General features: G+C 70.2%; 26 protein-coding genes. 15 read left to right on the forward strand and 11 right to left on the reverse strand.

Translation table 11 applies throughout. The features are described from left to right. The first annotated feature begins 207 nt into the window (after nt 1–207). Nucleotides 208–945: a GbsR/MarR family transcriptional regulator gene (locus AQJ46_RS18710; protein WP_059206866.1), complete on the forward strand. Its 738-nt coding sequence runs from the start codon at nt 208–210 to the stop codon at nt 943–945. Here AQJ46_RS18710 and AQJ46_RS18715 read toward each other — a convergent pair. Beyond that, complete coding sequence (locus AQJ46_RS18715; protein ID WP_059206867.1) at nt 938–1,693, reverse strand: aminoglycoside adenylyltransferase family protein; 756 nt, start codon at nt 1,691–1,693, stop codon at nt 938–940. The two genes, AQJ46_RS18710 and AQJ46_RS18715, sit on opposite strands and share 8 nt — an antisense overlap. Before the next feature lie 90 nt (nt 1,694–1,783). Between AQJ46_RS18715 and AQJ46_RS18720 the strand changes: the two genes are divergently transcribed. The 4 genes from AQJ46_RS18720 to AQJ46_RS18735 all read left to right on the forward strand — a co-directional run bounded on the left by AQJ46_RS18720 (nt 1,784) and on the right by AQJ46_RS18735 (nt 4,412). Beyond that, nucleotides 1,784–2,371 carry a Uma2 family endonuclease gene (locus tag AQJ46_RS18720; protein ID WP_059206668.1) on the forward strand — a complete coding sequence of 196 codons (588 nt, stop codon included), beginning with the start codon at nt 1,784–1,786 and terminating at the stop codon, nt 2,369–2,371. 17 nt (nt 2,372–2,388) lie between these two features. Beyond that, nucleotides 2,389–3,018 carry a maltokinase N-terminal cap-like domain-containing protein gene (locus AQJ46_RS18725; protein ID WP_059206669.1) on the forward strand — a complete coding sequence of 210 codons (630 nt, stop codon included), beginning with the start codon at nt 2,389–2,391 and terminating at the stop codon, nt 3,016–3,018. A 74-nt stretch (nt 3,019–3,092) separates the two neighbouring features. Beyond that, entirely contained in the window at nt 3,093–3,476 is a 384-nt protein-coding gene (locus AQJ46_RS18730; RefSeq protein ID WP_059206670.1) for a DoxX family protein, read from the forward strand. An 18-nt stretch (nt 3,477–3,494) separates the two neighbouring features. Beyond that, nucleotides 3,495–4,412: an RNA polymerase sigma-70 factor gene (locus AQJ46_RS18735; protein WP_059206671.1), complete on the forward strand. Its 918-nt coding sequence runs from the start codon at nt 3,495–3,497 to the stop codon at nt 4,410–4,412. Between the two features lie 29 nt (nt 4,413–4,441). Here the strand turns inward: AQJ46_RS18735 and AQJ46_RS18740 are convergent, their stop codons facing one another. Further along, complete coding sequence (locus AQJ46_RS18740) at nt 4,442–6,037, reverse strand: amidase (protein ID WP_059206672.1); 1,596 nt, start codon at nt 6,035–6,037, stop codon at nt 4,442–4,444. Nucleotides 6,038–6,172: 135 nt separating this feature from the next. On the opposite strand from AQJ46_RS18740, the gene AQJ46_RS18745 reads away from it, so the two are divergent. Next, entirely contained in the window at nt 6,173–7,165 is a 993-nt protein-coding gene (locus AQJ46_RS18745; RefSeq protein ID WP_057608567.1) for an aldo/keto reductase, read from the forward strand. A 166-nt stretch (nt 7,166–7,331) separates the two neighbouring features. On the opposite strand, the gene thpR is transcribed toward AQJ46_RS18745, so the two are convergent. Further along, on the reverse strand, nt 7,332–7,904 hold the full coding sequence (gene thpR / locus AQJ46_RS18750) for an RNA 2',3'-cyclic phosphodiesterase (RefSeq protein ID WP_059206673.1): 573 nt from the start codon (nt 7,902–7,904) through the stop codon (nt 7,332–7,334). Nucleotides 7,905–7,930: 26 nt separating this feature from the next. Between thpR and AQJ46_RS18755 the strand changes: the two genes are divergently transcribed. Beyond that, the gene (locus tag AQJ46_RS18755; protein ID WP_059206674.1) at nt 7,931–8,461 is read left to right on the forward strand and encodes a GNAT family N-acetyltransferase; all 531 of its coding nucleotides are present in this window, start codon (nt 7,931–7,933) and stop codon (nt 8,459–8,461) included. A 3-nt stretch (nt 8,462–8,464) separates the two neighbouring features. On the opposite strand, the gene AQJ46_RS18760 is transcribed toward AQJ46_RS18755, so the two are convergent. Next, nucleotides 8,465–9,739: an MFS transporter gene (locus tag AQJ46_RS18760; RefSeq protein ID WP_059206675.1), complete on the reverse strand. Its 1,275-nt coding sequence runs from the start codon at nt 9,737–9,739 to the stop codon at nt 8,465–8,467. A 91-nt stretch (nt 9,740–9,830) separates the two neighbouring features. After that, nucleotides 9,831–10,268: a MarR family winged helix-turn-helix transcriptional regulator gene (locus AQJ46_RS18765; RefSeq protein ID WP_059206676.1), complete on the reverse strand. Its 438-nt coding sequence runs from the start codon at nt 10,266–10,268 to the stop codon at nt 9,831–9,833. A 151-nt stretch (nt 10,269–10,419) separates the two neighbouring features. Between AQJ46_RS18765 and AQJ46_RS18770 the strand changes: the two genes are divergently transcribed. Next, nucleotides 10,420–10,602, forward strand: coding sequence for a hypothetical protein (locus AQJ46_RS18770; protein ID WP_059206677.1), 183 nt, complete (start codon nt 10,420–10,422; stop codon nt 10,600–10,602). Nucleotides 10,603–10,609: 7 nt separating this feature from the next. Here the strand turns inward: AQJ46_RS18770 and AQJ46_RS18775 are convergent, their stop codons facing one another. Next, the gene (locus tag AQJ46_RS18775) at nt 10,610–12,004 is read right to left on the reverse strand and encodes an NCS2 family permease (RefSeq protein ID WP_059206678.1); all 1,395 of its coding nucleotides are present in this window, start codon (nt 12,002–12,004) and stop codon (nt 10,610–10,612) included. A gap of 112 nt (nt 12,005–12,116) precedes the next feature. On the opposite strand from AQJ46_RS18775, the gene AQJ46_RS18780 reads away from it, so the two are divergent. After that, nucleotides 12,117–12,401, forward strand: a complete 285-nt coding sequence (locus AQJ46_RS18780) for a DUF2530 domain-containing protein (protein ID WP_059206679.1) — start codon at nt 12,117–12,119, stop codon at nt 12,399–12,401. Nucleotides 12,402–12,513: 112 nt separating this feature from the next. Beyond that, complete coding sequence (locus AQJ46_RS18785) at nt 12,514–14,910, forward strand: HAD-IC family P-type ATPase (RefSeq protein ID WP_059206680.1); 2,397 nt, start codon at nt 12,514–12,516, stop codon at nt 14,908–14,910. A 26-nt stretch (nt 14,911–14,936) separates the two neighbouring features. On the opposite strand, the gene AQJ46_RS18790 is transcribed toward AQJ46_RS18785, so the two are convergent. Both AQJ46_RS18790 and AQJ46_RS18795 read right to left on the reverse strand, forming a co-directional pair. After that, a complete protein-coding gene (locus tag AQJ46_RS18790) occupies nt 14,937–15,737 on the reverse strand; it encodes a hypothetical protein (protein WP_059206681.1) in 801 nt (266 codons plus the stop codon). A 133-nt stretch (nt 15,738–15,870) separates the two neighbouring features. Next, entirely contained in the window at nt 15,871–16,725 is an 855-nt protein-coding gene (locus AQJ46_RS18795) for a hypothetical protein (RefSeq protein WP_059206682.1), read from the reverse strand. Between the two features lie 91 nt (nt 16,726–16,816). Here AQJ46_RS18795 and AQJ46_RS18800 point away from each other — a divergent pair, with 91 nt between their 5' ends. Together AQJ46_RS18800 and AQJ46_RS18805 are read left to right on the forward strand one after the other, a co-directional pair. Continuing rightward, the gene (locus tag AQJ46_RS18800; protein ID WP_059206683.1) at nt 16,817–17,062 is read left to right on the forward strand and encodes a DUF7683 domain-containing protein; all 246 of its coding nucleotides are present in this window, start codon (nt 16,817–16,819) and stop codon (nt 17,060–17,062) included. Beyond that, a complete protein-coding gene (locus AQJ46_RS18805; RefSeq protein WP_059206684.1) occupies nt 17,059–17,295 on the forward strand; it encodes a DUF7683 domain-containing protein in 237 nt (78 codons plus the stop codon). Before AQJ46_RS18800 ends, AQJ46_RS18805 begins: the two co-directional genes overlap by 4 nt. A gap of 5 nt (nt 17,296–17,300) precedes the next feature. On the opposite strand, the gene AQJ46_RS18810 is transcribed toward AQJ46_RS18805, so the two are convergent. After that, nucleotides 17,301–20,417, reverse strand: coding sequence for a sacsin N-terminal ATP-binding-like domain-containing protein (locus AQJ46_RS18810; protein WP_059206868.1), 3,117 nt, complete (start codon nt 20,415–20,417; stop codon nt 17,301–17,303). 136 nt (nt 20,418–20,553) lie between these two features. Beyond that, on the reverse strand, nt 20,554–21,204 hold the full coding sequence (locus AQJ46_RS18815) for a hypothetical protein (protein WP_059206685.1): 651 nt from the start codon (nt 21,202–21,204) through the stop codon (nt 20,554–20,556). Nucleotides 21,205–21,339: 135 nt separating this feature from the next. Between AQJ46_RS18815 and AQJ46_RS18820 the strand changes: the two genes are divergently transcribed. Then, nucleotides 21,340–21,741, forward strand: coding sequence for a hypothetical protein (locus tag AQJ46_RS18820; protein WP_059206686.1), 402 nt, complete (start codon nt 21,340–21,342; stop codon nt 21,739–21,741). A gap of 144 nt (nt 21,742–21,885) precedes the next feature. On the opposite strand, the gene AQJ46_RS18825 is transcribed toward AQJ46_RS18820, so the two are convergent. Beyond that, the gene (locus tag AQJ46_RS18825) at nt 21,886–22,812 is read right to left on the reverse strand and encodes a DUF3027 domain-containing protein (RefSeq protein WP_059206687.1); all 927 of its coding nucleotides are present in this window, start codon (nt 22,810–22,812) and stop codon (nt 21,886–21,888) included. A 314-nt stretch (nt 22,813–23,126) separates the two neighbouring features. On the opposite strand from AQJ46_RS18825, the gene AQJ46_RS18830 reads away from it, so the two are divergent. Both AQJ46_RS18830 and AQJ46_RS18835 read left to right on the forward strand, forming a co-directional pair. Continuing rightward, a complete protein-coding gene (locus AQJ46_RS18830) occupies nt 23,127–24,536 on the forward strand; it encodes an MFS transporter (protein ID WP_208616947.1) in 1,410 nt (469 codons plus the stop codon). Nucleotides 24,537–24,607: 71 nt separating this feature from the next. Beyond that, nucleotides 24,608–25,111: a hypothetical protein gene (locus tag AQJ46_RS18835; RefSeq protein WP_057608583.1), complete on the forward strand. Its 504-nt coding sequence runs from the start codon at nt 24,608–24,610 to the stop codon at nt 25,109–25,111. Nucleotides 25,112–25,130: the final 19 nt, after the last annotated feature.

Consider the following 25,130-nt stretch of genomic DNA (forward strand, 5'->3'; position numbering starts at 1 on the left):
CGTCGCTGTTTCCGATGAACGAAAAGCTACGTTGCATTCACAGATCCGGCAACACAGTCGTTGCGAAATATCGTTATCACTGCAGGTAGTTGCGGCGATTTCATTGCAACCGCCTCGAAGATAACGCAACGTCAGTCACGCGTTCGTTGCAATAGAATGAAAGCGAACGCTATGCTGCGGGCACCAGGGACCACGAAGGAGACCGCGATGCCGGGAGGCAGGCTCACCCAGCAGGAACGTCAGCAGATCGCGCTGGGAGTGGCCGACGGCCTCGCCTACGCGGAGATCGCCCGCCGCCTCGAGCGCCCCACCTCGACCATCACCCGCGAGGTCATGCGCAACGGCGGCCCCACCGCCTACCGCGCCGACCTGGCCCACCGCGCCACCGAACGCCGCGCCCACCGCCGCCGCCGCCAGGCCACCCCCCGAGGGGCTCAGCCCCCCGAACTGCCCCACGGCCGCGATCCCGAGGCGGTGCGCGAGTACGAGGAGACGTTCACCACCGTCCTCATACAGACGGGCGCGCCCAAGATGATGTCGAGGGTGCTGACCTGCCTCTACACCAGCGACACCGGCAGCCTCACCGCCGCCGAACTCGTCCAGCGCCTCCAGGTCAGCCCGGCGTCCATCTCCAAGGCCATCAGCTACCTCGAAAACCAGGGCCTGGTCCGTCGGGAACGCGACGACCGCCGCCGCGAGCGCTATGTCGCCGACGACGACGTCTGGTACCAGTCCATGATCGCCAGCGCCCGCGGCACCATCCAGCTCGCCGAGACGGCCCGTCAGGGCGTGGGCGTCCTCGGCCCGGGCACCCCGGCCGCCACCCGTCTGGAGAACATCGCCCGCTTCCTCGACTTCGTCTCCGAAAGCCTCACCCGCGCGGCGGACCAGGCCCGCGAGATTCTGCACACGAAGCCGGAGACGCCCTCGGACAGCGCTACGTGAGCGACTGACGTTCGATGGCGTCGACGAGGAAGCCGGCGCAGGGCCGGACACCGGCCCGCAGCCCGACGTCCCACCGCTCCTTCTCCTCCCCGAGGTAGACGGCCCGGGCGTGGGCGAGGACGGCCCGGTGTTCGGACGGCAGCCGCTCGAGTACCCAGTCGGCGGCGGCGTCCTTGGAGCGGATGCTGTCCGTTGCGAGGGTGGTCCAGACGCGGGCGAGGGTGAGCAGGACGTTACGGGTGTCGTGGTCCAGGTCGCCCAGGAGTTGCGGCACTCCGGCGACGATCGCGCGCCGGAGGTCCACGAGGGGTACGGGGTCGAGGAGTTGGGCGGGCGGAGGGCCGTACAGGGCCGCGTCCCCGGCCAGGGTCATGGTGAGCAGGGGCGCGAGATCGGGACTGGACTCGGGCTCGGGAAGCACGCCCCGCTCGTACCCCTCGCGCAGCCACTCTCCGTAGAGGAAGTCGCAGACGGGCGGATACCGCCACGGCCGTACATCGTCCTGTACGACGACGATGAGCTCGACGGGCCGAGCGCCCGGAACGCCGGACACCCGCATCAACTCGCTTACCAGCGCCCGGCGTTCGTCACGGGTCAGCGAGGTCCGTACGACGACCAGCACGTCGATGTCGCTGTGCGGGCGAAGGCCGCCGAGCACGGCGGAGCCGTGGAGGTAGATGCCGAGGGGAGTGTCGGAGAGGGTGCTGTGGACGATGCGCGCGACTGCCGGGGCGCCGTCGACTGGCATGTGCGTCATCCCTCCGTGTCCTGGTCACCGTGCGTATCGTTGTACCGCGCGGCTGTGCTCGTCCATGGGCAGCCGGGGAGGAGCGCCACGATGACCGTCCTTGAAGACAGGATCGAGATGGCCCACGAGAGCGAGGAGCTCACGCTCGACGCACTGTTCGAGCGTCTTGAGCACATGCCCGTCCCCGAGGGATACAAGGTCGAGATCGTCGAGGGGGCCGTCTTCATGTCGCCGCAGCGGGACACGCACTGGGAAATCATCCTGGACATCGTCGAGCAACTGCGCACCAAGTACCCGCGCAAGCGCGTGAAGTCGGATGTCCGCGTCGACTATCCGGGGCACCTCAATGGCTTCGCCTCCGACGTGACGCTGGTGGCCGAGGGCGCCGAGAAGGACAGCAAGGGGCTGTGGCGGTCCAAGGACATCGAGTTCGTCGCCGAGGTCATCTCAAAAGGCACGGCCGCCAACGACTACGGCCCCAAGAAGATCGCCTACGCGCTCGCCGGGGTCCTCGTCTACCTCGTCGCCGACCCCTACCAGGGCAAGTGTCACCTCTACACCCAGCCCAAGGACGGCGAGTACCTCACCGAACTGTCCGTCGCCTTCGGAGTGGACGTCGACATGACCACCACCCCCCTCGAACTCACCCTCAAAACCGATGAGTTCCCCCGCGACTGACTGACAGAATCCGCCGTATGGCGATCATCCACCACACCACCCTCAAGCCCACCAAGCTGGACCTGCTCACCGCCTGGCTGCCCACCCGCCCGTGGTACACCGGCACCGGCACCCCCGAGTTGACCAAGGCCGGCGGCTTCCGGCTGGACGACCCGGAGGGCGAGGTCGGGATCGAGTTCATGGTGGCCGTCGACTCCTCCGGCCCCGAGCCCGTCGCCTACCTGGCCCCCCTCACCTACCGCGCCGCCCCACTCCCCGGCGCGGACCACGCCCTCGTCGGCACCATGGAACACGGCGTGCTGGGCCCCCGCTGGGCCTACGACGGCATCCACGACCCGGTCCTGCGCACCGAACTCCTCGCCCTGTTCGAGGGCCGCGCCCAGGCCCAGGCGCAGAGCCTCACCGACACCCCCGACCATGAGGTCACCCACTCCTACACGGGTCCCGCCCTGGCAACCGGCCCCGGCGAGGTCACCGAGGACCAGGACGGCACCGAGCTCGCCCTCCCGGACGGCACGGTTCTCCGCGTGCACCGACGCCCGCCGCCCACGGCCCCCGAGGGCGCGAACGGCCACGTCTTTGGAGCCTGGGACGCCCCGGACGGCACCCGCACGCGAGCCGCTTTCGCGACCTTGCACACCTCCTGAGACCGGGGATGTCACAGCGAAGGCAGCTGTCTCGTCCCGAGAGGTGCAGGCAAGCCTCGACCAAGGAGTGGACGATGAACCTCGCGCTGTGGATCGCCGCCGGACTGCTGGCCGCGGTGGCCCTGACCGGCGGTGTCACCAAGACCTTCGTGCCCAGGGAGAAGCTGGCCGCGGCCCACGGCGGAGGATGGACCGGGGAGGTCGGCACGGCCTTCGTGAAGACCCTCGGCATCCTCGAACTCCTGGCCGCGGCCGGCCTGGTCCTGACCGCCGCACTCGACATCGCACCGGTACTGGTGCCCGTGACCGCCGTCTGCTGGATCCTCCTGATGGTCGGGGCGATGATCACCCACGGCCGCCGGGGCGAGTCCGCGTTCGTGGTGCTGAACCTGGCCTACCTGGCACTCGCGGTGTTCGTCGCGTGGGGCCGTTTCGGCCCCGAGTCCTTCACCGGCTGAGAGGAGCCGAGGAACGGCATGAGCAGGACCGAGGAGTTCCAGGAGCTGCGGCCACTGCTGTTCTCGATCGCCTACCGGATCCTCGGCAGCGTCGCCGAGGCCGAGGACGCGGTCCAGGAGACCTGGCTGCGCTACGAGGCCACCGCGACCGAGCCCAGGTCGGTGAAGGCCTACCTCTCGACCACGGTGACCCGGATCGCGATCGACGTACTGCGCTCGGCCCGCGTCCGCCGGGAGGAGTACGTGGGCGAATGGCTCCCCGAGCCACTCCTCGACGACCCCTACGAGGACCCGGAGCGGGCGGCCGAACTGGCCGAGTCGGTGTCGATGGCGGCCCTGTTGCTGCTGGAGCGTCTCAGCCCGCTGGAGCGCGCGGCCTTCGTGCTGCGGGAGGTCTTCGACTTCGGCTTCCCCGAGGTCGCGGCGGCGGTGGGCCGCTCGGAGGCGGCATGCCGGCAACTCGTGTCCCGCGCCCGGCGCCACATGGCGGCGGGCCGCCCCCGCTTCGAGGCGGACCGGGAAGAGCGCGAGGAACTGGCGTCACGCTTCTTCGACGCCCTCCGCGAAGGCGACGTGGACGGCCTGCGGGGTCTGCTCGCCGCCGACGTGTCGATGGTCGGCGACGGCGGCGGCAGGGCCCCACAGCTGGCGAGGGCCGTCGCGGGCGCGCAGAACGTGGCCCGGCTGCTGGGCTCGGTCTTCCCCCGGATGGCCCGGATCGAGGTCACCTTCGAGCCGCACCAGCTCAACGGCCAGCCGGGCGCGATCTTCTACGACCGCGACGGCAAGGTCCTCCACACCCTCGCCCTGGACATCCTCGACGGCCGCATCCAGACGATTCGCACAGTGATCAACCCCGACAAACTCGGCCACGTGGGCCCGGTGGCGGACGCCTGGGCGATCCACCGCGAGGTGCAGGCGGGCCGCCCTTCCTGAGCTCTCTCTCCAAGAACACCGACCCGGGGTCAGAACCCCACATCCGCCCCCCGATACGTCGGCACCCGCCGCACCCCGCTCGCCCTCTCGTACGCGTACGCGAGCCGCAGCAGCACCGGCTCGCTCCACGCCGTCCCCATGAACGTCAGCCCGACCGGCAACCCGAACGCGAACCCCGCCGGCACACTGACCGCCGGATACCCGGCGAGAGCCGCGGGCGTGGACGCACCGCCCCCGTACGTGTCCCCCCGGATCAGGTCGATCTTGGCCGGTGGGCCGGACGTGGGCATCACCAGGGCGTCCAGGCGGTGTCGGCGCAGGACGGCGTCGATGCCCTCGGCCCGTGACAGCCGACGGTTCGTGGCCAGTGCCTCCCGGTACTCCCGTTCCGAGAAGTCCAGCCCCTGCACCGTCTCCAGCCCGTCCTGCCGTACATAACGCAGCTCACGGTCCGCGTGGGCGCGGTTGAAGGCGATCAACTCCGCCAGGTCGCGCGGGTGTTCACCACCGGCCCCGGCCAGGTACGCGTTCAGCGCGCGCTTGAACTCGTAGGCCTGGACGACCATCGAACCGGGCAGGTCCTCCAACTGCTCGGCGGTGGGGATGTCCGCTGGGTCGACGATCACCGCCCCGGCCGCGCGAAGCACCCCGATCGCCCGTTCCGCGATCTCGTCGGCGTGGTCGCTGTAGCCGTAGTACACGGTCCGCGGGACACCGATACGCGCCCCGCGCAGCCCGTCCGCGTCCAGGAAACGGGTGTAGTCGCGGTGGAAACGGCCCCGGCTCGCCGCGGTCGCCGGGTCCCTCCCGTCGACCCCCACCAGCGTGCCGAGCATGATCGCCGCGTCCCGGACCGTGCGTGCCATCGGACCGACGCTGTCCTGACTGGGCACACCGGGGATCACCCCGCCCCGGCCGACCAGTCCGACCGTCGGCTTGACGCCCACGACGCAGTTCGCCGACGACGGGTCGATGATCGAGCCGTTGGTCTCGGTGCCGATGCCGGCGACGCACAGGTTCGCCGCGACGGCGACGCCGGTGCCGGAACTGGACTCGTTGGGCGAGCGGTCCAGCTTGTACGGGTTGCGGGTCTGGCCGCCGCGCGCGCTCCACCCGGCGTGGTGGGTGAGCGACAGGCCGCCCGCCCACTCGCTGAGGTTGGTCTTGCCGAGGATGACGGCACCGGCGGCCCGGAGCCGGGCGGCGACCGTGGCGTCCCGCGAAGGGCGGAGCCCTTCCAGGGCGAGGGAGCCGGCCGTGGTGTGCATCCGGTCCGCGGTCTCGACCAGGTCCTTCAGCAGCACGGGCATGCCGTGCAGCGGGCCCCGGGGGCCTCCGCCCGCGTCCAGCCGCCGCGCCTCCCGCAGCGCGTCGGGGTTGACCTCGATCACCGCGTGCAGGAGCGGATCGATGCGCTCGATCCGCTCCAGGTAGGAGCGGGTGAGCCGCTCCGCGTCGAGCCGTCCCCGGGCCATCAGCCCGCGCAGCTCGGTGATGCCCAGTTCGTCGAACTCCCCGGATCCGACATCCGCCGCCTGTGCCGGGGCCGCGCCCAGCCAGGGGGCGGCCGCCGCCGCGGTGCCGAGCGCCAGCATGTTCCGCCGGGTGGCGCGGATTCCCTCCATACGTGTCATGCACCGCACGTTAGAGACGAAACCGCCCCAACTCCCTCCGGCTGTCCCCCGATTCCGCGGGGGAGCAATCCCCCCCCGAAGCACGTGCTTGCCTTGAGCGCACTCGAAGGCGTTGGCTGAGGGGTCATGAAGTACACGCAGCTCGGACGCACCGGACTCAAGGTCAGCCGACTCGTCCTCGGCACCATGAACTTCGGCCCGCAGACCGACGAGGCCGACTCCCACGCGATCATGGACTCGGCTCTCGACGCGGGAATCAACTACTTCGACACCGCCAACGTGTACGGCTGGGGCGAGAACAAGGGCCGTACCGAAGAGATCATCGGCAACTGGTTCGCGAAGAGCGCCGCCAACCGCGACAAGGTCGTCCTCGCCACCAAGGTCTACGGCAACATGGCCGCGGACGGGGAGGCCTGGCCGAACCACGACAAGCTGTCGGCGCTGAACATCCGCCGTGCCGTCGACGCCTCGCTCAAGCGGCTCCAGACGGACTACATCGACATCTACCAGTTCCACCACGTCGACCGCTCCACTCCCTTCGAGGAGATCTGGCAGGCGATCGACACCCTCGTCCAGCAGGGCAAGATCCTGTACGTCGGGTCCTCCAACTTCCCCGGCTACAAGATCGCCCAGGCCAACGAGATCGCCGCCCGGCGGGGCGGCACCATCGGTCTGGTCAGCGAGCAGTGCCTGTACAACCTCTACGAGCGTCGCGCCGAGATGGAGGTCATCCCGGCCGCGCAGGAGTACGGCCTCGGTGTCATCCCCTGGTCGCCGCTGCACGGCGGCCTGCTCGGCGGTGTCATCAAGAAGGAGGCTGAGGGCGGCCGCCGCGCCTCCGGCCGCGCCGCCGACACCCTCGCCGACCCGGCCGCCCGTGCGCGCCTCCAGTCGTACGAGGACCTGCTGGAGAAGCACGGCCTGGAGCCCGGCGAGGCGGCCCTGGCGTGGCTGCTGACCCGCCCCGGCGTGACGGGCCCGATCGTCGGCCCGCGCACGGCACAGCAGCTGGAGTCGGCGATCCGCGCGGTGGAGCTGGAGCTGAGCGAGGAGGTCCTGGCAGGCCTGGACGAGATCTTCCCGGGCCCGGGCCCGTCTCCGGAGGCCTTCGCCTGGTAGCGCCCCTAGGGGCGCGGGGCGGAGTCGACAGGGGGCTCCGCCCCGCGGGCGCGACTGTCCGCAGTTCCTACCTGCCGAGCGCAGCGGCCAACGCCACGACGACGAACATCATCACAAGTACACCGGCCATGATCCGGTTCCGGGTCTTCGGGTCCACGCATCGAGCCTAACCGGCCCCACCCAGCGCCCAACGTCCGACCACCTCATAGCGGGGCTGCTCCCCCGGCACCCCGGACTTCGGAAGGTTGCTCCGCACCAGCGCCAGCTCGTCGACGGTCCAGGTGCGGCTCGTGAATCCGTCCAGAACCGAGAGATACGGCCGTACATCCACCGCCTCCCGACTGCGAGCCACGGTCAGGTGAGCCTTGTACCGCCGGTGCTCCCCCATCTCCACCCCCGCCTTCCGCGCCGCCGCCTCCGCCCGCTCCGCCAGCAGCCGCAGCACCGGCAGATCACCGAAGGCCCCTGCCCACAACGCGCGCCCGTGTCCGAACTGCCCTCCACCGCGCAGGGCCAGCGGGAAACACGGGGTCCGCCGAGCCGCCCGCTCCAGCCGAGCCGACAGTTCGGGTACGAGGGCCTCGTCGACCTCGCCGTAGAAGGCCAGGGTGAAGTGCCATCCGGGGACGCCGGTCCAGCGCAGCTCGGACGCTCCGGGCAGTCGCCTCAACTCGGTGACCTTCAGCGCGAGTTCGTCGGACACGTCCTGCGGAGGCAGCACCGCGGCGAAGAGTCTCATGGAGGTCAGCCTGTCACCATGAGGGCATGGAGATCAGCATCAGGGACGGCGGACCCGACGACATACCCGTGATCCTCGGCATGCTCGACAGCTGCGTGGAGTGGCTGGTCGCGCAAGGGCGTCCCGGCCAGTGGGGGACCGAGCCGCTGTCCGGGAGCCCCAGGACCGTGGAGTCCGTCGCCCGGTACATCGACGAGGGCAGCGTGTTCGTCGCCGAGGCCGACGGCGTCCCGGCCGCGACCCTCACGATCACCGGCTCGCCCGGCGCCTATCTGGCTCATCTCCCGCCGCCCGGTGAGCCCGAGCGGTACATCCACTGGCTCGCCTCGGACCGCCGCTTCAAGGGCCACGGCGTGGGCAGCGCCCTTCTCGCGCATGCCGCCGAGGAGACCCGGCGCGCGGGCGTCGCCCTGCTGCGGGTGGACTGCTACGCGGGCGACGACCGCAAGCTGGTCGCCTACTACGAGGCCAACGGCTTCGCCCCGACGCAGACGTACACCGCCGGGGCGAACAACGACTGGCCGGGCCAGGTACTGGCCATGCGGGTGCTGCCGTAGAACTCAGGCCGCCGCGGCCAGCTGATCCTGCGCCTCGCGCGGCACGAACCGGACGTGCGGGTGACCGTGGTTCCAGCCCACCGACAGGCGCAGGTTGCCGACCCTGGCCAGGACCAGGCCGATCGTGACGGCCGCCGCCGCGGCGATCGCGCCGCCCGACGCGAGGCCGGCGCGGACGCCGTACGCGTCGGTGACCCAGCCGGCGATCGGCGCTCCCACCGGAGCTCCGCCCATGAACACCATCATGTACAGGGCCATCACGCGGCCCCGCATGGCCGGGTCGGTGCTCATCTGGATGCTGCTGTTGGCGGTGACGTTGACCGTCATGCCGAACATCCCGATCGGGACCATGAGCAGGGCGAACAGCCACAGCGAGGGGGCGATCGCGGCCGCGATCTCCAGCGTGCCGAAGGCCACCGCGCCCGCCAGCAGCACCCGCATCCGGGCGGTGCCGCGCCGGGCCGCGAGCAGGGCGCCGGCGAGGGAGCCGACGGCCATCAGCGTGTTGAAGAGGCTGTAGGAGCCGGCGCCCGCGTGGAAGACGTCGTCGGCGAAGGCGGACAGGAAGACGGGGAAGTTGAAGCCGAAGGTGGAGACGAACCCGGCCAGGACGATGGTCCAGATCAGCTCGGGGCGTCCGGCCACGTAGTGCAGGCCCTCCCGCAGCTGTCCCTTGGCGCGCGGGGCGCGCTCGACGACGTACAGCTCACGCGCCCGCATCATCATCAGGCCGATGAGCGGAGCGACGAAGGACAGGCCGTTGGCGAGGAACGCCCAGCCGGTGCCCACGCCGGTGATCATGACGCCCGCGACCGCGGGGCCGACCAGACGGGCCGACTGGAAGTTCGCGGAGTTCAGGCTGACCGCGTTCTGCAGCTGGTCCGGGCCGACCATCTCGGAGACGAAGGACTGGCGGGCCGGGTTGTCGACGACGGTCGCGAGACCCACGACGACGGCGGCGAGGTAGACGTGCCAGACCTGGACGTGGCCGGTCAGGGTGAGGGCGGCGAGCGCGACACCGGTGGCGCCCATCGCGGACTGCGTGAACAGCAGCGCGCGGCGCTTGGGCAACCGGTCGACGAGGACACCGCCGTAGAGACCGAAGAGCAGCATCGGCAGGAACTGCAGGGCCGTCGTCACGCCGACGGCGGTGGCGGAGCCGGTGAGGCTGAGCACCAGCCAGTCCTGGGCGATGCGCTGCATCCAGGTGCCGATGTTGGAGACGACCTGGCCGACGAAGAACAGGCGGTAGTTCCTGACCCTCAACGAGCTGAACATCGAGGACTTACAGGGGTCGTGGGTGGTCGGTGCGGGGGCGGAGGGTGCTCCGGGTCCCGTACTCAAAGTGCGTTCGCCTCCTCTTTGTGGCTTACAGGTGTGCGAGTTTCTCCAGCACGGGGGCGGCGGCGCGCAGTTTCGCCCACTCGTCCTCGTCGAGGCCGTCGACCAGGGTGGCCAGGAAGGCGTTCCGCTTGGCGCGGCTCTCCGCGAGCATGGCCTCGGCCTGCTCGGTCTTCGTGACGACCTTCTGGCGCCGGTCCTCGGGGTGCGGCTCCAGCCGGACGAGTCCCTTGGCCTCAAGGAGCGCCACGATGCGGGTCATCGACGGCGGCTGGACGTGCTCCTTGCGGGCGAGCTCGCCCGGGGTGGCCTGGCCGCAGAGGGAGAGGGTGCCCAGCACCGACATCTCGGTGGGGCTCAGTGACTCGTCGACCCGCTGGTGCTTGAGCCGACGGGACAGTCGCATCACGGCTGATCGCAGGGAGTTCACGGCGGCAACGTCGTCGCCATGGGTAAGATCCGGCATCTCTTTAGCATAACTCATTACCCTCGCTAAACAAGCTCGCGCGCACGGGGATTCCCGTGACTCCGGCCACTGAAACCCGATCTTCACCCATACGAGTGAGTCGGCGGCGGAATGTGAACGCCGCTCGGCGTGGGCGGCGACCCTCGTCCTCATGGGGACCAGCGTGCTCAGCCTGCGGATGGACGGGGAGCTGCTCGAGCGGCTCCGCGACCATGCGGCCAAAAGGGGGATGAGCGTTCAGGACTATGTGATCCGAACGCTCATCCGAGACGACTTCGACGAGCGGTTCCAGACCGCCGTCGACGAGACCGAGAAGTTCTACGGGGTCACGTGAGGGCGGGTCACGTCAGCCCCAGCGCCGGCATCAGGTAGAAGAAGCCGAACACCGCCGCGACGACGTACATCGGCACCGGAACCTCCCGGCCCCGCCCGGCCGCCAGCCGCAGCACCACGAAGGTGATGAAGCCCATGCCGATGCCGTTGGTGATCGAGTAGGTGAACGGCATCATCACCATGGTGATGAAGGCCGGGATCGCGATGGTGTGGTCGGCCCAGTCGATGTCCTTGACGTTCCCCGCCAGAATCAGGAAGCCGACCGCCAGCAGGGCCGGGGTCGCCGCCTGGGACGGGACCATCGTCGCGACCGGCGTGAGGAACAGCGCAAGGGTGAAGAGACCGCCGGTGACGATGTTGGCGAAACCGGTGCGCGCACCCTCGCCGACTCCCGCGGTCGACTCCACAAACGCCGTCGTCGCCGACGACGAGCTCGCGCCGCCCGCGGCGACCGCGAGACCGTCCACGAAGAGCACCTTGTTGATGCCGGGCATCTGCCCCTGGGCGTCGGTGAGCTTGGCCTCGTCGGAGACGCCCATGATCGTGCCCATCGCGTCGAAGAAGCACGACAGCAGGACCGTGAAGACGAAGAGGATGCCGGTCAGCACGCCGACCTTGTCGAAGCCGCCGAAGAGGCTGACCTTGCCGATCAGACCGAAGTCCGGGGAGGCGACCGGGTTGCCGGGCCACTTCGGGACCGTGAGCCCCCAGGACGGGACCTTGGCGACGGCCTCGATGATCATCGATACGACGGTCATCGTGACGATCGAGATCAGGATCGCGCCGGAGACCTTGCGGACGATGAGCGCGAGGGTCAGCAGGGCGCCCAGGATGAACACCAGGACGGGCCAGCCGTTGAGGTGGCCGTCTGCGCCGAGCTGGAGCGGGACGGTGGTCTGGGCGACGTCCGGGATGCGGGAGACGAAGCCGGAGTCCACGAGCCCGATCAGCATGATGAACAGGCCGATACCGATGGAGATCGCCTTGCGCAGCCCGAAGGGCACCGCGTTCATCACGCGCTCACGCAGACCGGTGGCGACCAGCAGCATCACGATGAAACCCGCCAGGACCACCATGCCCATCGCGTCCGGCCAGGACATCCGAGGCGCGAGCTGGAGCGCGACGACCGAGTTCACACCGAGGCCGGCGGCCAGCGCGATCGGGACATTGCCGACCACGCCCATGAGGAGCGTGGTGAAGGCCGCGGTCAGGGCGGTCGCGGTGACCAGTTGGCCGTTGTCCAGCTGGTGGCCGTACATGTCCTTGGCGCTGCCGAGGATGATCGGGTTCAGCACGATGATGTAGGCCATCGCGAAGAACGTGGCGAAGCCGCCCCGGATCTCCCGGGGCAGACTGCTGCCCCTCTCGGAGATCTTGAAGTAGCGGTCGAGGGCGGTCGGCATTGGATGTTCCTACGAGCAGAAGTGGACAGACACAAACCGTTTCAGTATGAACGTATAACGTCGACCATGACCATCTCCGCGCGTAGATGTGATCGCCTCGTAAGCTGTCCCCATGGCCGGTTTTTTTTCGGGACCCATCAAGCACGAGGCGCCAGAGCCCCTGGAAGGGCCCGTCGTCGCCACCGTCACCGGTGGCACGATCCTCTGGTTCGTGCTCTTCCTCGTGCAGCTTCCCTTCTACGGCTGGTTCGCGGACCACGACCACACCTGGTGGCTGTGGACCTGCCTGGCCGGAGGCGTGCTCGGGCTGTACGGCACCTGGTACGTGCGCAAGCGGGACGCGGCGATCAAGAGGGCGGCCGGCACCGACTCCGCCGCCACCCCTGCTGCCGAGTGACGAGCGTCCCCTAGTCCCACGGCATCACTCGCCCGTTCCCGTCTCCTCCCCAGGTCGGAACTTCCGGTCACTCGGCGGGTGAAGCCGCAAAACCGCACGTACCGTCGAATGCATGACGCACACCGACGCGGGCGCCGAACTCGACCCTGTGCACCCCACGAGGCTCCGGGCACCGGCGGTGGGCGGACTCACCGCGGCCGAGGTCGCCGAGCGGGTGACGCGCGGACAGGTCAACGACGTGCCGGTGCGCAGCAGCCGGAGCCTCGGGGAGATCGTCCGGGCGAACGTCTTCACCCGGTTCAACGCGATCATCGGTGTGCTCTGGCTGGTCATGCTGTTCGTCGCGCCGTTCCAGGACTCCCTGTTCGGGTACGTCATCCTCGCCAACACCGGGATCGGCATCATCCAGGAGTGGCGGGCGAAGAAGACCCTCGATTCGCTCGCGGTGATCGGCGAGGCCCGGCCGACGGTACGGCGGGACGGGACCGCGTCCCAGGTCAGCACCTCGGAGATCGTCCTCGACGACCTGATCGAGATCGGGCCCGGCGACAAGGCCGTGGTCGACGGGGTGGTCGTCGAGGCCGACGGCCTGGAGATCGACGAGTCACTGCTGACCGGCGAGGCCGACCCGGTGGTGAAGCGGCCCGGCGACCAGGTGATGTCCGGGAGTTTCGTGGTCGCCGGCGGCGGCGCCTTCGAGGCGACCAAGGTCGGCCGCGAGGCCTACGCCGCCCAGCTCGCCGAGGAGGCCTCCCGGTTCACCCTGGTCCACTCCGAACTGCGCTCGGGCATCTCCACGATCCTCAAGTACGTGACGTGGATGATGGTCCCCACCGCGATCGGTCTGGTCATCAGCCAGCTGTTCGTGAAGGACAACGACCTCAAGGACTCCATCGCCCGGACGGTCGGCGGGATCGTGCCGATGGTCCCGGAGGGGCTGGTCCTGCTGACCTCCGTCGCCTTCGCCATCGGCGTCATCCGGCTTGGCCGGAAACAGGCGCTCGTGCAGGAACTTCCGGCCATCGAGGGCCTCGCCCGCGTCGACACGGTCTGCCTCGACAAGACCGGCACCCTCACCGAGGGCGGCATGGACATCACCGAGCTCAGGCCGCTGCGGGGGGCCGACGAGTCGTACGTACGAAAAGTCCTGGGCGCCCTCGGTGAGTCGGACCCGCGGCCGAACGCCTCCCTCCAGGCGATCATCGACGCCTACCCGGATGCCGAGGAGTGGCGCTGCGTCGAGTCGCTCCCTTTTTCCTCCGCCCGCAAGTACAGCGGAGCCTCCTTCAGCGAGGGCGACGGCGAGTCCAGTACGTGGCTGCTGGGGGCGCCGGACGTGCTCCTGGCCCCCGACGACCCCGCACTCGCCGAGACCGCACGGCTCAACGAGCAGGGACTGCGCGTGCTGCTGCTGGCCCGGGCCTCCCGGGACCTCGACGATCCCGAGGTCGCCCGGGGAGCGCGGCCGACCGCCCTCGTCGTACTGGAACAGCGGCTGCGGCCCGACGCGGCCGACACCTTGCGGTACTTCGCCGACCAGGACGTCCGCGCCAAGGTCATCTCCGGCGACAACGCGGTCTCCGTCGGGGCGGTGGCGGCCAAGCTCGGGCTGAGCGGCGGCGTGGTCGACGCACGTCAGCTGCCCGCCGACCAGGACGGGATGGCGAAGGCGCTCGACGAGGGCACGGTGTTCGGCCGGGTCACCCCGCAGCAGAAGCGGGAGATGGTGGGGGCGCTGCAGTCGCGCGGACACACGGTCGCGATGACCGGTGACGGGGTCAACGACGTGCTCGCCCTGAAGGACGCCGACATCGGGGTGGCGATGGGCTCCGGGTCGGAGGCCACGCGGGCGGTCGCGCAGATCGTGCTGCTCGACAACAGTTTCGCGACGCTGCCGTCCGTCGTCGCCGAGGGGCGACGGGTCATCGGCAACATCACCCGGGTCGCGACGCTGTTTCTGGTGAAGACCGTGTACTCGGTGCTGCTGGCGATCTTCGTGGTGTGCTGGCAGGTCGAATATCCCTTCCTGCCGCGGCACCTGACCCTGCTGTCGACGCTGACGATCGGCGTCCCGGCCTTCTTCCTGGCCCTCGCGCCCAACAAGGAACGCGCGCGACCGCACTTCGTGCGGCGGGTGATGCGGTACTCGGTCCCGGGCGGGGTGGTGGCGGCGATCGCGACCTTCGTGACGTATCTGATCGCCAGGCACCACTACACGGGCAGTGGTGCGTTGGACGCGGAGACGAGCGCGGCGACGCTGACTCTGTTCCTGATCTCGATGTGGGTGCTGGCGATCATCGCCCGCCCGTACACCTGGTGGCGTCTCGCGCTGGTCGCGGCGATGGGCCTCGGGTTCGTCCTGGTCCTGGCGGTGCCATGGCTGCAGGACTTCTTCGCGCTGAGGCTGGTGGGGGTGACGATGCCGTGGTTCGCGGTCGGCATCTCGGTGGTGGCGGCGGCCACCCTGGAACTCCTGTGGAGGTGGGTGGACCGCCGCGTAGCCGCTTAGCGCTGCGGCGACAGTGACTACTGGACCTACTGGACGTCGACGTAGTCGCCCGCCGCGCTCACGGACGGCGTCGTCGTCGTGCCCGCGAAGCTGTAGCGGTAGTAGCCGTCAGCCGTCGCCGTGGTCGTCGTCTTCAGAGCGCCCGTGGACGTCGTCTTGATGGTCTTGAGGGTCGTGTAGGTGCTGCTGCCCTTCTTGCGGAACTGGAGCTTCACCGGCTGGGTCGAGTAGCCCGCGTACGTGTTGGTGTCCCAGTTGGCGCGAGCGAGCTTGCCCGTGACGGTGATCGTCTTGCCCTTCTTCACCGGCTCGGGGGAGGCGTTGACGGTGAGAGTGGACCGGCGCTGGAGGTGGGTGGTGCCGAGGTCGCCCTGCCAGGTGACGCCGTTGTCGGCGTTGACCGCGAGGGCGCCCAGCTTCCAGGTGCCCGCCTCAGTGCTGATGAGGTCGCCGTCCTCGTCGGAGCCCTTCGGGCGGAACTGGATCTTCGCCGAGCACTTCAGCACCGTCGAGGAGGACGCCGTGCAGGTGCCGGGGTCGTCACCGAGGAGCATGTCGTCGGAGTTCTCGCCGAGCGTGGCGCCGCGGTAGAGGACGGGGCCGGTCTGGATGGAACTCGCGTCCAGGCTCGCGGGCTTGGTCACGGTGTAGGTCGCCGAGACCGTGACCATGGCCGTCGAGCCGACCACGATGTTCTTGCCGCTGTTGACCTTCAGGCTGGAGAAGGTGACGGCGGGCCCGGCCGTGGCGGCCTGGGCGGCCGGCACGGCGAGGGCGGAGAGTGCCACGGCGCCGGAGGCGACGAGGACGAGGGCGCGTATGCGCATGTGCGTTCCCCATGAGGAGAGAAGGATCTCGGAGTCTGATGACTCAGTCCGTAGATCCGTCACTCACGCGACTGGTTGTACGCCTGGGGCGTGATTTTGTCCGCACATGCGCAACGCTTTACTTCAAGCCGACTTACTTGACGTCGACGAAGTCGCCCGCGGCGTTGACCGCCGGGGTGGTGGACGTGCCCGCGAAGCTCCAGCGGAAGAAGCCGTCGACCGTGGCCTTGACCGTGGTCTTCAGGTCACCCCTGTTGTTGGTCTTGATGGTCTTCACGGTGGTGTAGGTGTTGGAGTCCTTCTTGCGGAACTGCAGCTTCACCGGCTGGGACGTGTAACCGGCGTACTTACGGGTCTCCCAGTTGGCCCGCGTCAGCTTGCCGGTGACGGTGATGGTCTTGCCCTTCTTCACCGGCTCCGGCGCCGCGTTGACGGTGAGCTTCGAGAGGCGCTGGACCCGGTGGGTGCTGTAGAAGTCGTTCCAGTAGATGCTGCCGGCCTCGTCGTTGGCGAGAACACCGGCCGTGACGTGCCAGGTACCGGCCAGCGCGTTCATGTACAGGTCGCTGCCCGGGACAGCCGTGATGGTGAGCTTGCAGTTCGAGGTGGTGGCGTTGACCGCGGTGCAGCTGGCGGCCTCCTCGTTCGGCGAGAGCCAGCCGTCGACGTTGTCCAGGTCCTTGCCGTGCCACAGGTCGATGTAGGCGTCCTGGATGCCGGCGGAGTGGCTGGCCGTCAGGGAGACGGTGAACTTCTTGGCGGCCGTCGTACCGACGACGACGCCCTTGGCACCGTTGATCGTCACCTTGGAGACGACCGGCAGCTCTTCCGCGGCGGCAGCCGTGCTCATCGCCGACCGGGAGACGCCGAAGCGCTCGGCGGCGGTGGTCTTGTCGATACCTCCGTCGGCGGCCTGCGCGGCCGGAACGGCGAGGGCGGAAAGGGCCAGGGCGCCGGAGACGGCGGCCACGGTGGCACGTATACGCATGTGTTCCCCACGTGAGATGAGTGGGTCTGTGTGACCCACTGGTCAGATAAACCAGTGGGGCGAAAGGTTGCACGACTGGTAAGAGTTTTGTGTGAGCATCGTCTACACCCTCGTCCGTTATCCGAAGGATGACGACTATCCGGACTCAACCACCGACGTCACCGCGGTCGGCGGGCAAGCCTGGGCAGAAGTCCTGACAACCCCGCTGGAGCAACTGGTCAACGTGTATCCCCTGACGCAGGAGCACGCCGAGCGTGTCCGGCAGCTCACCGGTATCACGCTCGACCTGGAGAGGTACGACTACTTCCTGGAGCCGGAGGAAGACCGTTCCCCATGATCGGCAGACTCGCCATATCCCGTTTCCCGAAGGACGACGAGTTTCTCGACTCGTCCGTCGATGTCACCGCGGTCGGCGTGGACGCCCTCGCGGACCTCGTGGGGATCGTTCCGGACGAGCTGGTCGGTGATGTGCCTCTGACGGAGGAGCATGCCGAGCGTGTCCGGCAGTTGACCGGAATCACGCTCGACCTGGAGACGTACGACTACTTCCTGGACCCCGGCTCCGGCTGAGACGCTCAGTCGAACCAGCGGTCCCTGGCCAGTTCCTCCGTGCGGGTCGGGTCCTCCAGGAGGGCCGCGACCTCGAAGCGCCGTGGCCACTGGCCCGCCGCCCAGGCCAGGCCCGCGGCCACGCCCTCCAGGGTGGAGGCGTGCAGGACGCCGTCGTTCGTCAGGCGCCAGTCGATCTCCACGCCGTCGACGACGAGTTCGTCGTGCTCGACGTAGGTGGACGGGGTACGGGCGCCCAGCAGCACCCGTACCGGTTCGGGTACGTCGTGCTCGGTGCCCTCGGAGTCGATGGAACCGGTGACGGACTCGCTCAGGCGTCGGACCTGGAAGAGTTCGGCCAGCTCGGCGGACCGGGACGGGCGGACCGGCAGCAGGGGGACGCCCTGCGTGAAGGGGAGCAGGTCGGGTGAGTCGACGACCACCGCGTCGGCCGCGTCCACGACCTCGACCCGGCCGTCGGTCACCGCCCGCAGCTCGTCGGGCAGGGTGACCTGTTCGGGGTCGAGGTCGGCCAACGCACTGTAGAGGGCGTGCAGTTGGCTGCCGGTCACCGTTCGGTCCGGGTCGGCGAGGCGGTCCAGCAGCTCCGCCGCTCCGCCCGGCTCCTCCAGCAGCGCGGCCACCGACGTCCGCACGCCCAGCGCCCGCAGTACCTGCTCGTCGTCGAACCCGGTCGCGTCCGCCTCGTCGTACAGGCCGCGGAGGAGGGGGTCTCCCCCGGCCGCCAGCAGACCGGCGGGGCGGCGGCCGTCGAGCACCGGGTTCCCGCGCAACCACCAGGCCGTGTAGGGCCGTACGACTTCATGGGTGCCGTCCGGCAGGAGGATGCGGACCTGCTGGGTGATCGCGTCCCGGAGGGGCGGCCGGGACAGCAGGGCCAGCGCCTCGGGCCACTTGTCCTCGTCGACCAGGTCGAGGTCGCGTACGGCGACCAGTTCGGTGGCGACCGGCGGTACCGGCGTGTCCGGGAACCGGTCGAGGATGTCCTCGCACCACACGTCCACGGCGTCGAGGAGACCGGCGTCGTCCGGTTCCGCGAAGTCGCCCTCGCGGGGCTCCAGTTCGTCCGGGTCCAAGACCACGTCCGTGGCCCGGACCAGGGCGAAGTTGGCGAGCACTCCGCAGGCCGCGAGGGGCTGTTCGCCCCACTTTCCGGCCAGTTCGCCGTCCACGTAGGCGAGTTCGTCCTCACGCATGACCTGGGCGAACGGGCTGCCGGGCAGGACGAGTTCACCGGCGGGCACCAGTTCGCCCTCCTCGTCCGGCAGGGCGAGCGCGCCCAGCCACGGCTCGTCGCCGGGCTCGAGTCCCGCGTCCCGGACGAGCGCGAGGACGGTGTCGGCCAGCTCCTCGGCGTCCGGGGTGTCCTCCTCCCAGCTCATCCCGCCGTCGTCGTCCAGGGAGGCGGCCACGGCGGCCCGTACCTGGGGCGTGGTGAGCACCGCGCGCGACGTCGCGGGCAGCGCGCCGAGCTTCTCGAGAAGCGGGTGGGCGGCGGCCGGGTGGGCGACCTTGAGGCCGAGCCGGGCGAGGATCTCGGGGTCGATCAGGGACCCGTCCGAGGTGGGCAGCAGCACCTGCCGGGGCCCGATGGTCGTCCGTCCGTCGGCCAGCGGCACGGGAAGGCCGGAGAGCCGGTCGGGGTCGACGCCCGCGAGGCTGTCGTAGAGCCGCTGCCACCACTCCGGCTCCTTCTCGAGCCCGGCGAGCCGGTCGACGGCGTCGGTCAGCGGGATGCGGGCGACGCCCAGCGTCCGCAGTTCCACACGCCGTTCCAGACCGGCGGGCAGCAGGGTGGGCAGGACTTCGGCGAGCACCCGTACGGTGTCGGCGCCGGCGCCCTCGACGACCTCGGCCTCGCGCGGGCGGAGGACCTCCGGCAGTTCCGAGTCGTCACCGGGCTCAAGGGCGGGCGGGAGGAAGGCGGTGCGCGGGAGGCGGTCCAGGATCGCCTGGCGCAGCGCCCCGTCCAGCTCGCCCTTCCCCAGCGGGCCGGGCACCAGCCCGATGATCCCTTCGCTCACCGGCCGCCAGCCGGCGAGGAGTTCGGCGTACACGTCCGCCGCGCGCTGCACGAGGAAGTCGGTGAGCGGTCCGGGGGCCGCGTGCCGGCGGGTGGTGTCCAGCGGGAAGGACGCGATGAGCAGCGCGGGGACGCCGAGCGGCTCGTCGCTGGGTGTCGGGGCGTGCACGACGGGGCTGGTGCGGGGGTGGGCCGGGGTGCCGTCGGTGTCGGCGGGCACGGCCCAGGTGAGCGACCAGTGCGGGCGCAGCCGCTCCTCGACGGGCCGGCCGGCGAGGAGTTCGGGGGTGAGCGGTCCGTGCGCGGACGCCGTACGCCAGCCGGTCGTACCGTCTCGCGAGTCCTCCACGACGATGAGGTCGCCCTCGGTGCGGCGGCTGATCGTGCGGGTCGTGTCCGTCTCGATCACGACCTCCTCGAGCCCGGGGAGGGCGAGGAGGAGAGCGTCGTCGACGGCGTTCAGGAGGCGTTCGGCGAGGTCGGCGGCGGCGGTGTCGCGCAGCGGGAGGATGACGACGGTGTCGTAGGGGTCGGGCGCGGTGCCCTCGGCGGCGAACGGGAGTCGCAGCAGCGGGACATGGCCGTCGCGGCGGCGGATCTCGTCGCCGAGTCCGGGACTGTGCCGTGCCGTGTCGGCGGCGTGCTCGCGGGCCTCGGCGAGGGACCAGCGGACCCCGCCGTGCCGGCCGACGACGGCGGGCTCGTCGGTGACGGCGAGCACGGCGGCGAAGCCGACGCCGAAGCGGCCGATCGAGCCGTCCTGGCTGTCGCGCTTGGCGGAGGCACGCAGGGTGGAGAGGGACTCGACACCGGCCGCGTCCAGCGGGGCGCCGGTGTTGGCGGCGAACAGGACGCCCTCGCGGAGGGTGAGCCGGAGCCGTCCCGGCACGCCCGCCCTGGCCGCCGCGTCGGCGGCGTTCTGCGCTAGCTCGACGACGAGTCGGTCCCGGTACCCGCCGAGGACGAGGTCCTCCTCGGCGTTGGCGTCCTCCCGGAACCGGGCGGGGCTGGTGGCCCAGGCGTCCAGGACCCCTCGCCTGAGCCGGGCGGTCCCGAACGGGTCGGCACCCTCGGCGGCGGGCCGCACGAACTTGCTCACGTTCACACTCTCCTCGTCGGCGTGACGATGAAGGTACCGCGATGGGCGGGGGCCGTGACTCGGGGAGGGTTCGCGGACGCCGACGGGCGGCGGGGTGTGTGCCCCGCCGCCCGTCGGTGTGGATGTACGTGGCGGTTTACCGGGCCGCGTAGCCGAAGCGGCTGCCGGCTGCCGGGAGGCCGCCCGTGCCGGGCTGGTAGGTGGTCACCGCGGCGACCGTGCCGCCGGCGGTCACGTTGGACAACGGCAGCGCGTGCAGGGCGCCGTACGTGGACGGGCCGTTGGGCATGCCGACGTACAGGCTGGTGCCGGTGAAGTGGACGCTGCTGCCGACGGCCTGGCCCGCGCCCGGGGCGCCCGGGATGCCGTCGCCGTCGCCGGCCTCCAGCCAGCGGTCGTTCGCGCCCGGCGTGCCGAGCAGCGAGAAGGTGTGGACCGCGCCGGCCTTGGCGACCGAGCCGACGGCCTCGCCGGGGACGCCGACGGCGAGCTTCATCGTCGCCGTGGTGCTCACCGAGCGCGGCGCGGTGTTGATCGCGGTGACGGTCTCGCCCATGCGGTCGCCGGACTCGGCGGAGCCGCTGACGTCGTCGGCGGTGCCCTGCTTGAGCTCGGCCAGCTGGCTGCCGGCGCCCGCGGCGGTGACACGGAAGAGGATCACCCGGCCGGCGTCCGGGTTGGGGGCGTCGCCGACCGCCAGGTCCTCGCCGGGCGAGCCGATCGCGAGGATCGAGTCGGTGGCGGCCGTGGCACCCGAGGGGTGGTACTCGGTCAGGGAGAGCGACAACGGCTACCATGCCGTGGTTGTCCTCAATGGCCGGGTTTATGACGCGTTCACTCCGAAGGGCGGCGAGTTGATCGCGGACTACAAAGCGCACTGGGAATACGGCGACGTTATCGATTTCGGGTTCTGAGGGCATCTGTGAACGACAGGAAGTTCTTCGAAGGGGTCAGATCAAGGCCCGGGCTCTACGGTCTCAACGGCTCGTACGAAGCCACGGTCATGTTCCTCAGCGGATTCGACGAGGCCCGATCGGGCGGGCTCCTGCGCGGATTTACCGAGTGGCTGGTCGTACGCAAGGGCGAATGCTCCAGCTTCGGTTGGCAGGCTCTCGTCCTCGACGAGGCGTTGCCCGACGTCGAGTCGTGGGGCTGGAACAAACTGGGCAAATTGAGTCCGGAGCAAGAGCAGGAAGCCGTAGACCTGCTCCTGTCCCTCCTGGTCGAGTTCCTGGCAGTGCGGGATGACGTGATGGCTCTGGCTCGCACGTATGCGGAATATCATTCCCTCCATACCGGGGCCGGTACATCTGGAGAAGACTGACACCTTCGGCTCCGCGCACGCCCGGCGAAAAGGCCACCCCACCGGAATCCCACCGGCGGGGTGGCCTTTTTGGCTGCTCTCGACGCGCGGGTCACCAGTGGGGCAGCACGTGATCGCCCACGGCGTGGTGGACGGGCGCCCGTCCTACGAGTGCCCCAACTCCGCCGCGTCCTCGTCCGCCAGCACCGGCACCGAGCCCGAGTCCGGTGCCGGGCGCAGCGGGAACGGGTCCACTCGGGTCTCGTCGATCACCGGCGGGGCCGGCTGCGGGGGCTTCGGCATGACCGCCGCCTCCGAGTGGCCTCCGCAGCCGTAGGACAGGGAGACCACTCGGCCGTCCGCCGGGGCGAACTCGTTGGCGCACAGTCCGAAGGCCTGGCCCAGCGACCCCCCCAGCGGGACCAGGAAGCCGCAGCTGACGCAGGGCGCCGGGGCCGCCTGGGCCATCGGCGTCTGTGCGCCGAAGGACTCCTCCCAGCGGTCGGCGGCGACATGGAGGCCGTAGCGGGACAGTACCCGGGCGCGGCGCATGCCCAGTTCCTCGGCGACCGCGGCGATCGAGCCGCGGGTCGGGGCCACCGGGAGGTTGGAGGGGGTGCCCGCCGTGAGCTCCGCGTCCTCCGCCTCGACCAGCTCGGCCATCTCCTCGGAGACGGGCGCGCTCGGCAGCGGCTCGTCCTCGCCGGTGTAGCCGGGCTCCAGGCGGAGGTCCTCGGCGTCGGTGGGGAGCAGATCGCCGGGGCCCATGTCGCCGGGCCGCAGGCGTTCGCTCCACGGCACCCACTCCGGCGCGAGCAGCGCGTCGGGGCCGGGGAGCAGCACGACCTCGTCGAGCGTCACCAGCTTGGCGCGGGAGGCGCGCGCCACCGTGACGGCCCAGCGCCAGCCCCGGTATCCGAGCTCCTTGCACTCGAAGAAGTGCGTGACGACACGATCGCCCTCGGAGACCAGACCCGAGTGCTCGCCCACCACACCGGGCGCGGCAGCCTCCTCGGCGGCGGCGCGGGCGAGGTCGACGGCCTCGGCGCACAGGCGGTCGGGGGTGCGGCTTCGCGTTGTCGCTGCGCTCACAGGTATCGCTTCTCTCCTACGCCGTCACTCGGGTGCGCCGGCCTGAAGGCGGCGGATGCGGACGGAGCGGACCGGAGGACCGCGTCGACGTCCGCGCCCGATCGCGCTCGGGCGCACCTGCTCCTATCCATTCTGCGGGATGTCAGAGAGACGCGCGGCCGAGAACGTTCGCCACGGCGCGCTACGCACGCTACCTGTTCGCCGCCGCTCGGCCTACACCGACGTGGTGATCCGTTGCCTCGGGTGGCGCTTCATATGCGTTCATACGCGCGGTAACCGCACTACTCACAGCTTTCTCGGGGCACTATGACGGGGTGGCAGCGGCGAGGACATCCCAGGGAGCCACCGGAGTCGGTGGCGGTGCGGGCCGGATTACCCAGATGACGGGGCCCGTCCGTGCCGTCGGGCGTGCCCTGCACCTCCCGTTCACCGGTACGGCCCGGGGCATCCGCAAGGCGACCCACGCGCACGGGGCGGGCGAGTCCGGCCTCGGCAAGCTGATCGAACTGCACGCCGTCAACGGCGCGGGTGACGTGATGATCACCGTCGCGCTCGCCTCGACCGTGTTCTTCTCCGTGCCGACCGACGAGGCCCGTGGGCGCGTCGCGCTCTATCTCGCCATCACCATGGCGCCCTTCACGGTCCTCGCGCCCGTGATCGGCCCGCTCCTGGACCGCCTCCCGCACGGCCGCCGCGCCGCCATGGCGGGCGCGATGCTCGCCCGGGCGATGCTCGCGCTCATCATCGCCGGGGCGGTCGCCACGGGCAGTCTGGAACTGTATCCGGCGGCTCTGGGCGTACTGGTGGCCTCCAAGGGGTACGGCGTCGTCAGAAGCGCGGTCGTGCCCCGGCTGCTCCCGCCCCGCTTCTCCCTGGTCAAGGCCAACTCCCGCGTCACCCTCGGCGGCCTCCTAGCCACCGGCATCGCGGCCCCGATCGGCGCGGGGCTCCAGGCCGTCGGACCGCGATGGCCGCTCTACGGCGCCTTCGTGATCTTCATCGCCGGCACGTTCCTGTCCTTCTCCCTGCCGCCGAAGGTCGACTCGGCCAAGGGCGAGGACGTGGCGCTGCTCGCCGCCGACGAGGAACATCTGCACGGACCGCACGTCAAGCCCGTCAAGCGGCCGGGGCTGCGCACGGTCGGCACCGCCGTCACCCACGCCCTCGGCGCGAACGCCGCCCTGCGCTGGCTCTCCGGCTTCCTCACCTTCTTCCTCGCCTTCCTGCTGCGGGAGCATCCGCTGACCGGCGAGAGCGCGGCGGTCTCCCTGGGCCTGGTGGCCGTGTCGGCGGGCGCGGGCAACGCGCTCGGTACGGCGGTGGGTGCCTGGCTGCGTTCGAGAGCGCCGGAGATCATCATCGTGACGGTGGTGGCGTTCGTGCTGGGCGCGGCGATCACGGCGGCGATCTTCTTCGGGGCGTTCCTGGTGGCGTGTCTGACGGCGGTCGCCGGATTCTCACAGGCCCTGTCCAAGCTGTCCCTGGACGCGCTGATCCAACGGGACGTGCCGGAACTCGTCCGCACCTCGGCGTTCGCCCGCTCCGAGACGCTGCTCCAGGTGTCCTGGGTGTTCGGCGGCGCGGTCGGCATCGTGATGCCGCTCAACGGCTACCTGGGCCTGTCCGTGGCCGCCGCGGTCGTCGCCGCGGGCTGGCTGGCGACCGCGAAGGGGCTGCTCAGCTCGGCACGGCACGGCACCGCGCCCAAGGCGCGAGTGGCCTAACCCGCCCCCTACGCACGGCACGCCGTACCCCGCATAAGGGGACCGTAGGACGTGCCAGATAGCCTTCCGCCATGACCACGCTGCAATCCGATGTGCGACGCCGCCGTGCAGTCGCCGCCGCCGGCCTCGTTTCCGCCGGACTGCTCGTCCTGTCGGCCTGCGACAAGCCGACGCCGCGCGTCACCGTCACGGTCGGTTCGACCTCGGTGAGCTCCGAGGCCGCCTGCTACGACGACGGCAACGACCTCGGCCAGGCCAAGGTCGCCAAGTGCGCCCTGGAGAAGGACGACGTCAAGACGATCAAGGTCAAGCAGAGCGAGACCCTGCGCGTCGGCGTCGACCAGAAGATCGCCGACACCGGCTGGGCCCTGTGGATCAACGGCCAGCAGATGACCTACGTGTACAAGAAGTCGTACTACGCCTTCGACGGCGTCGACCTCTTCGCCCAGCAGCAGGGCCAGGCCCCGCAGAAGACGCTCTACATCAGCATCGTCGAGCAGGACAAGACGACCTCGGGCCAGAGCAAGGAATACAAGGGCGTGTGGAACTTCAAGCTGGAGAACTCCGACTACTGATCCGTCGGAGCCGTAGCTG

The sequence above is a fragment of the Streptomyces canus genome (genome assembly GCF_001514145.1).
In the GTDB taxonomy this organism is placed as follows: Bacteria; Actinomycetota; Actinomycetes; order Streptomycetales; family Streptomycetaceae; genus Streptomyces; species Streptomyces canus.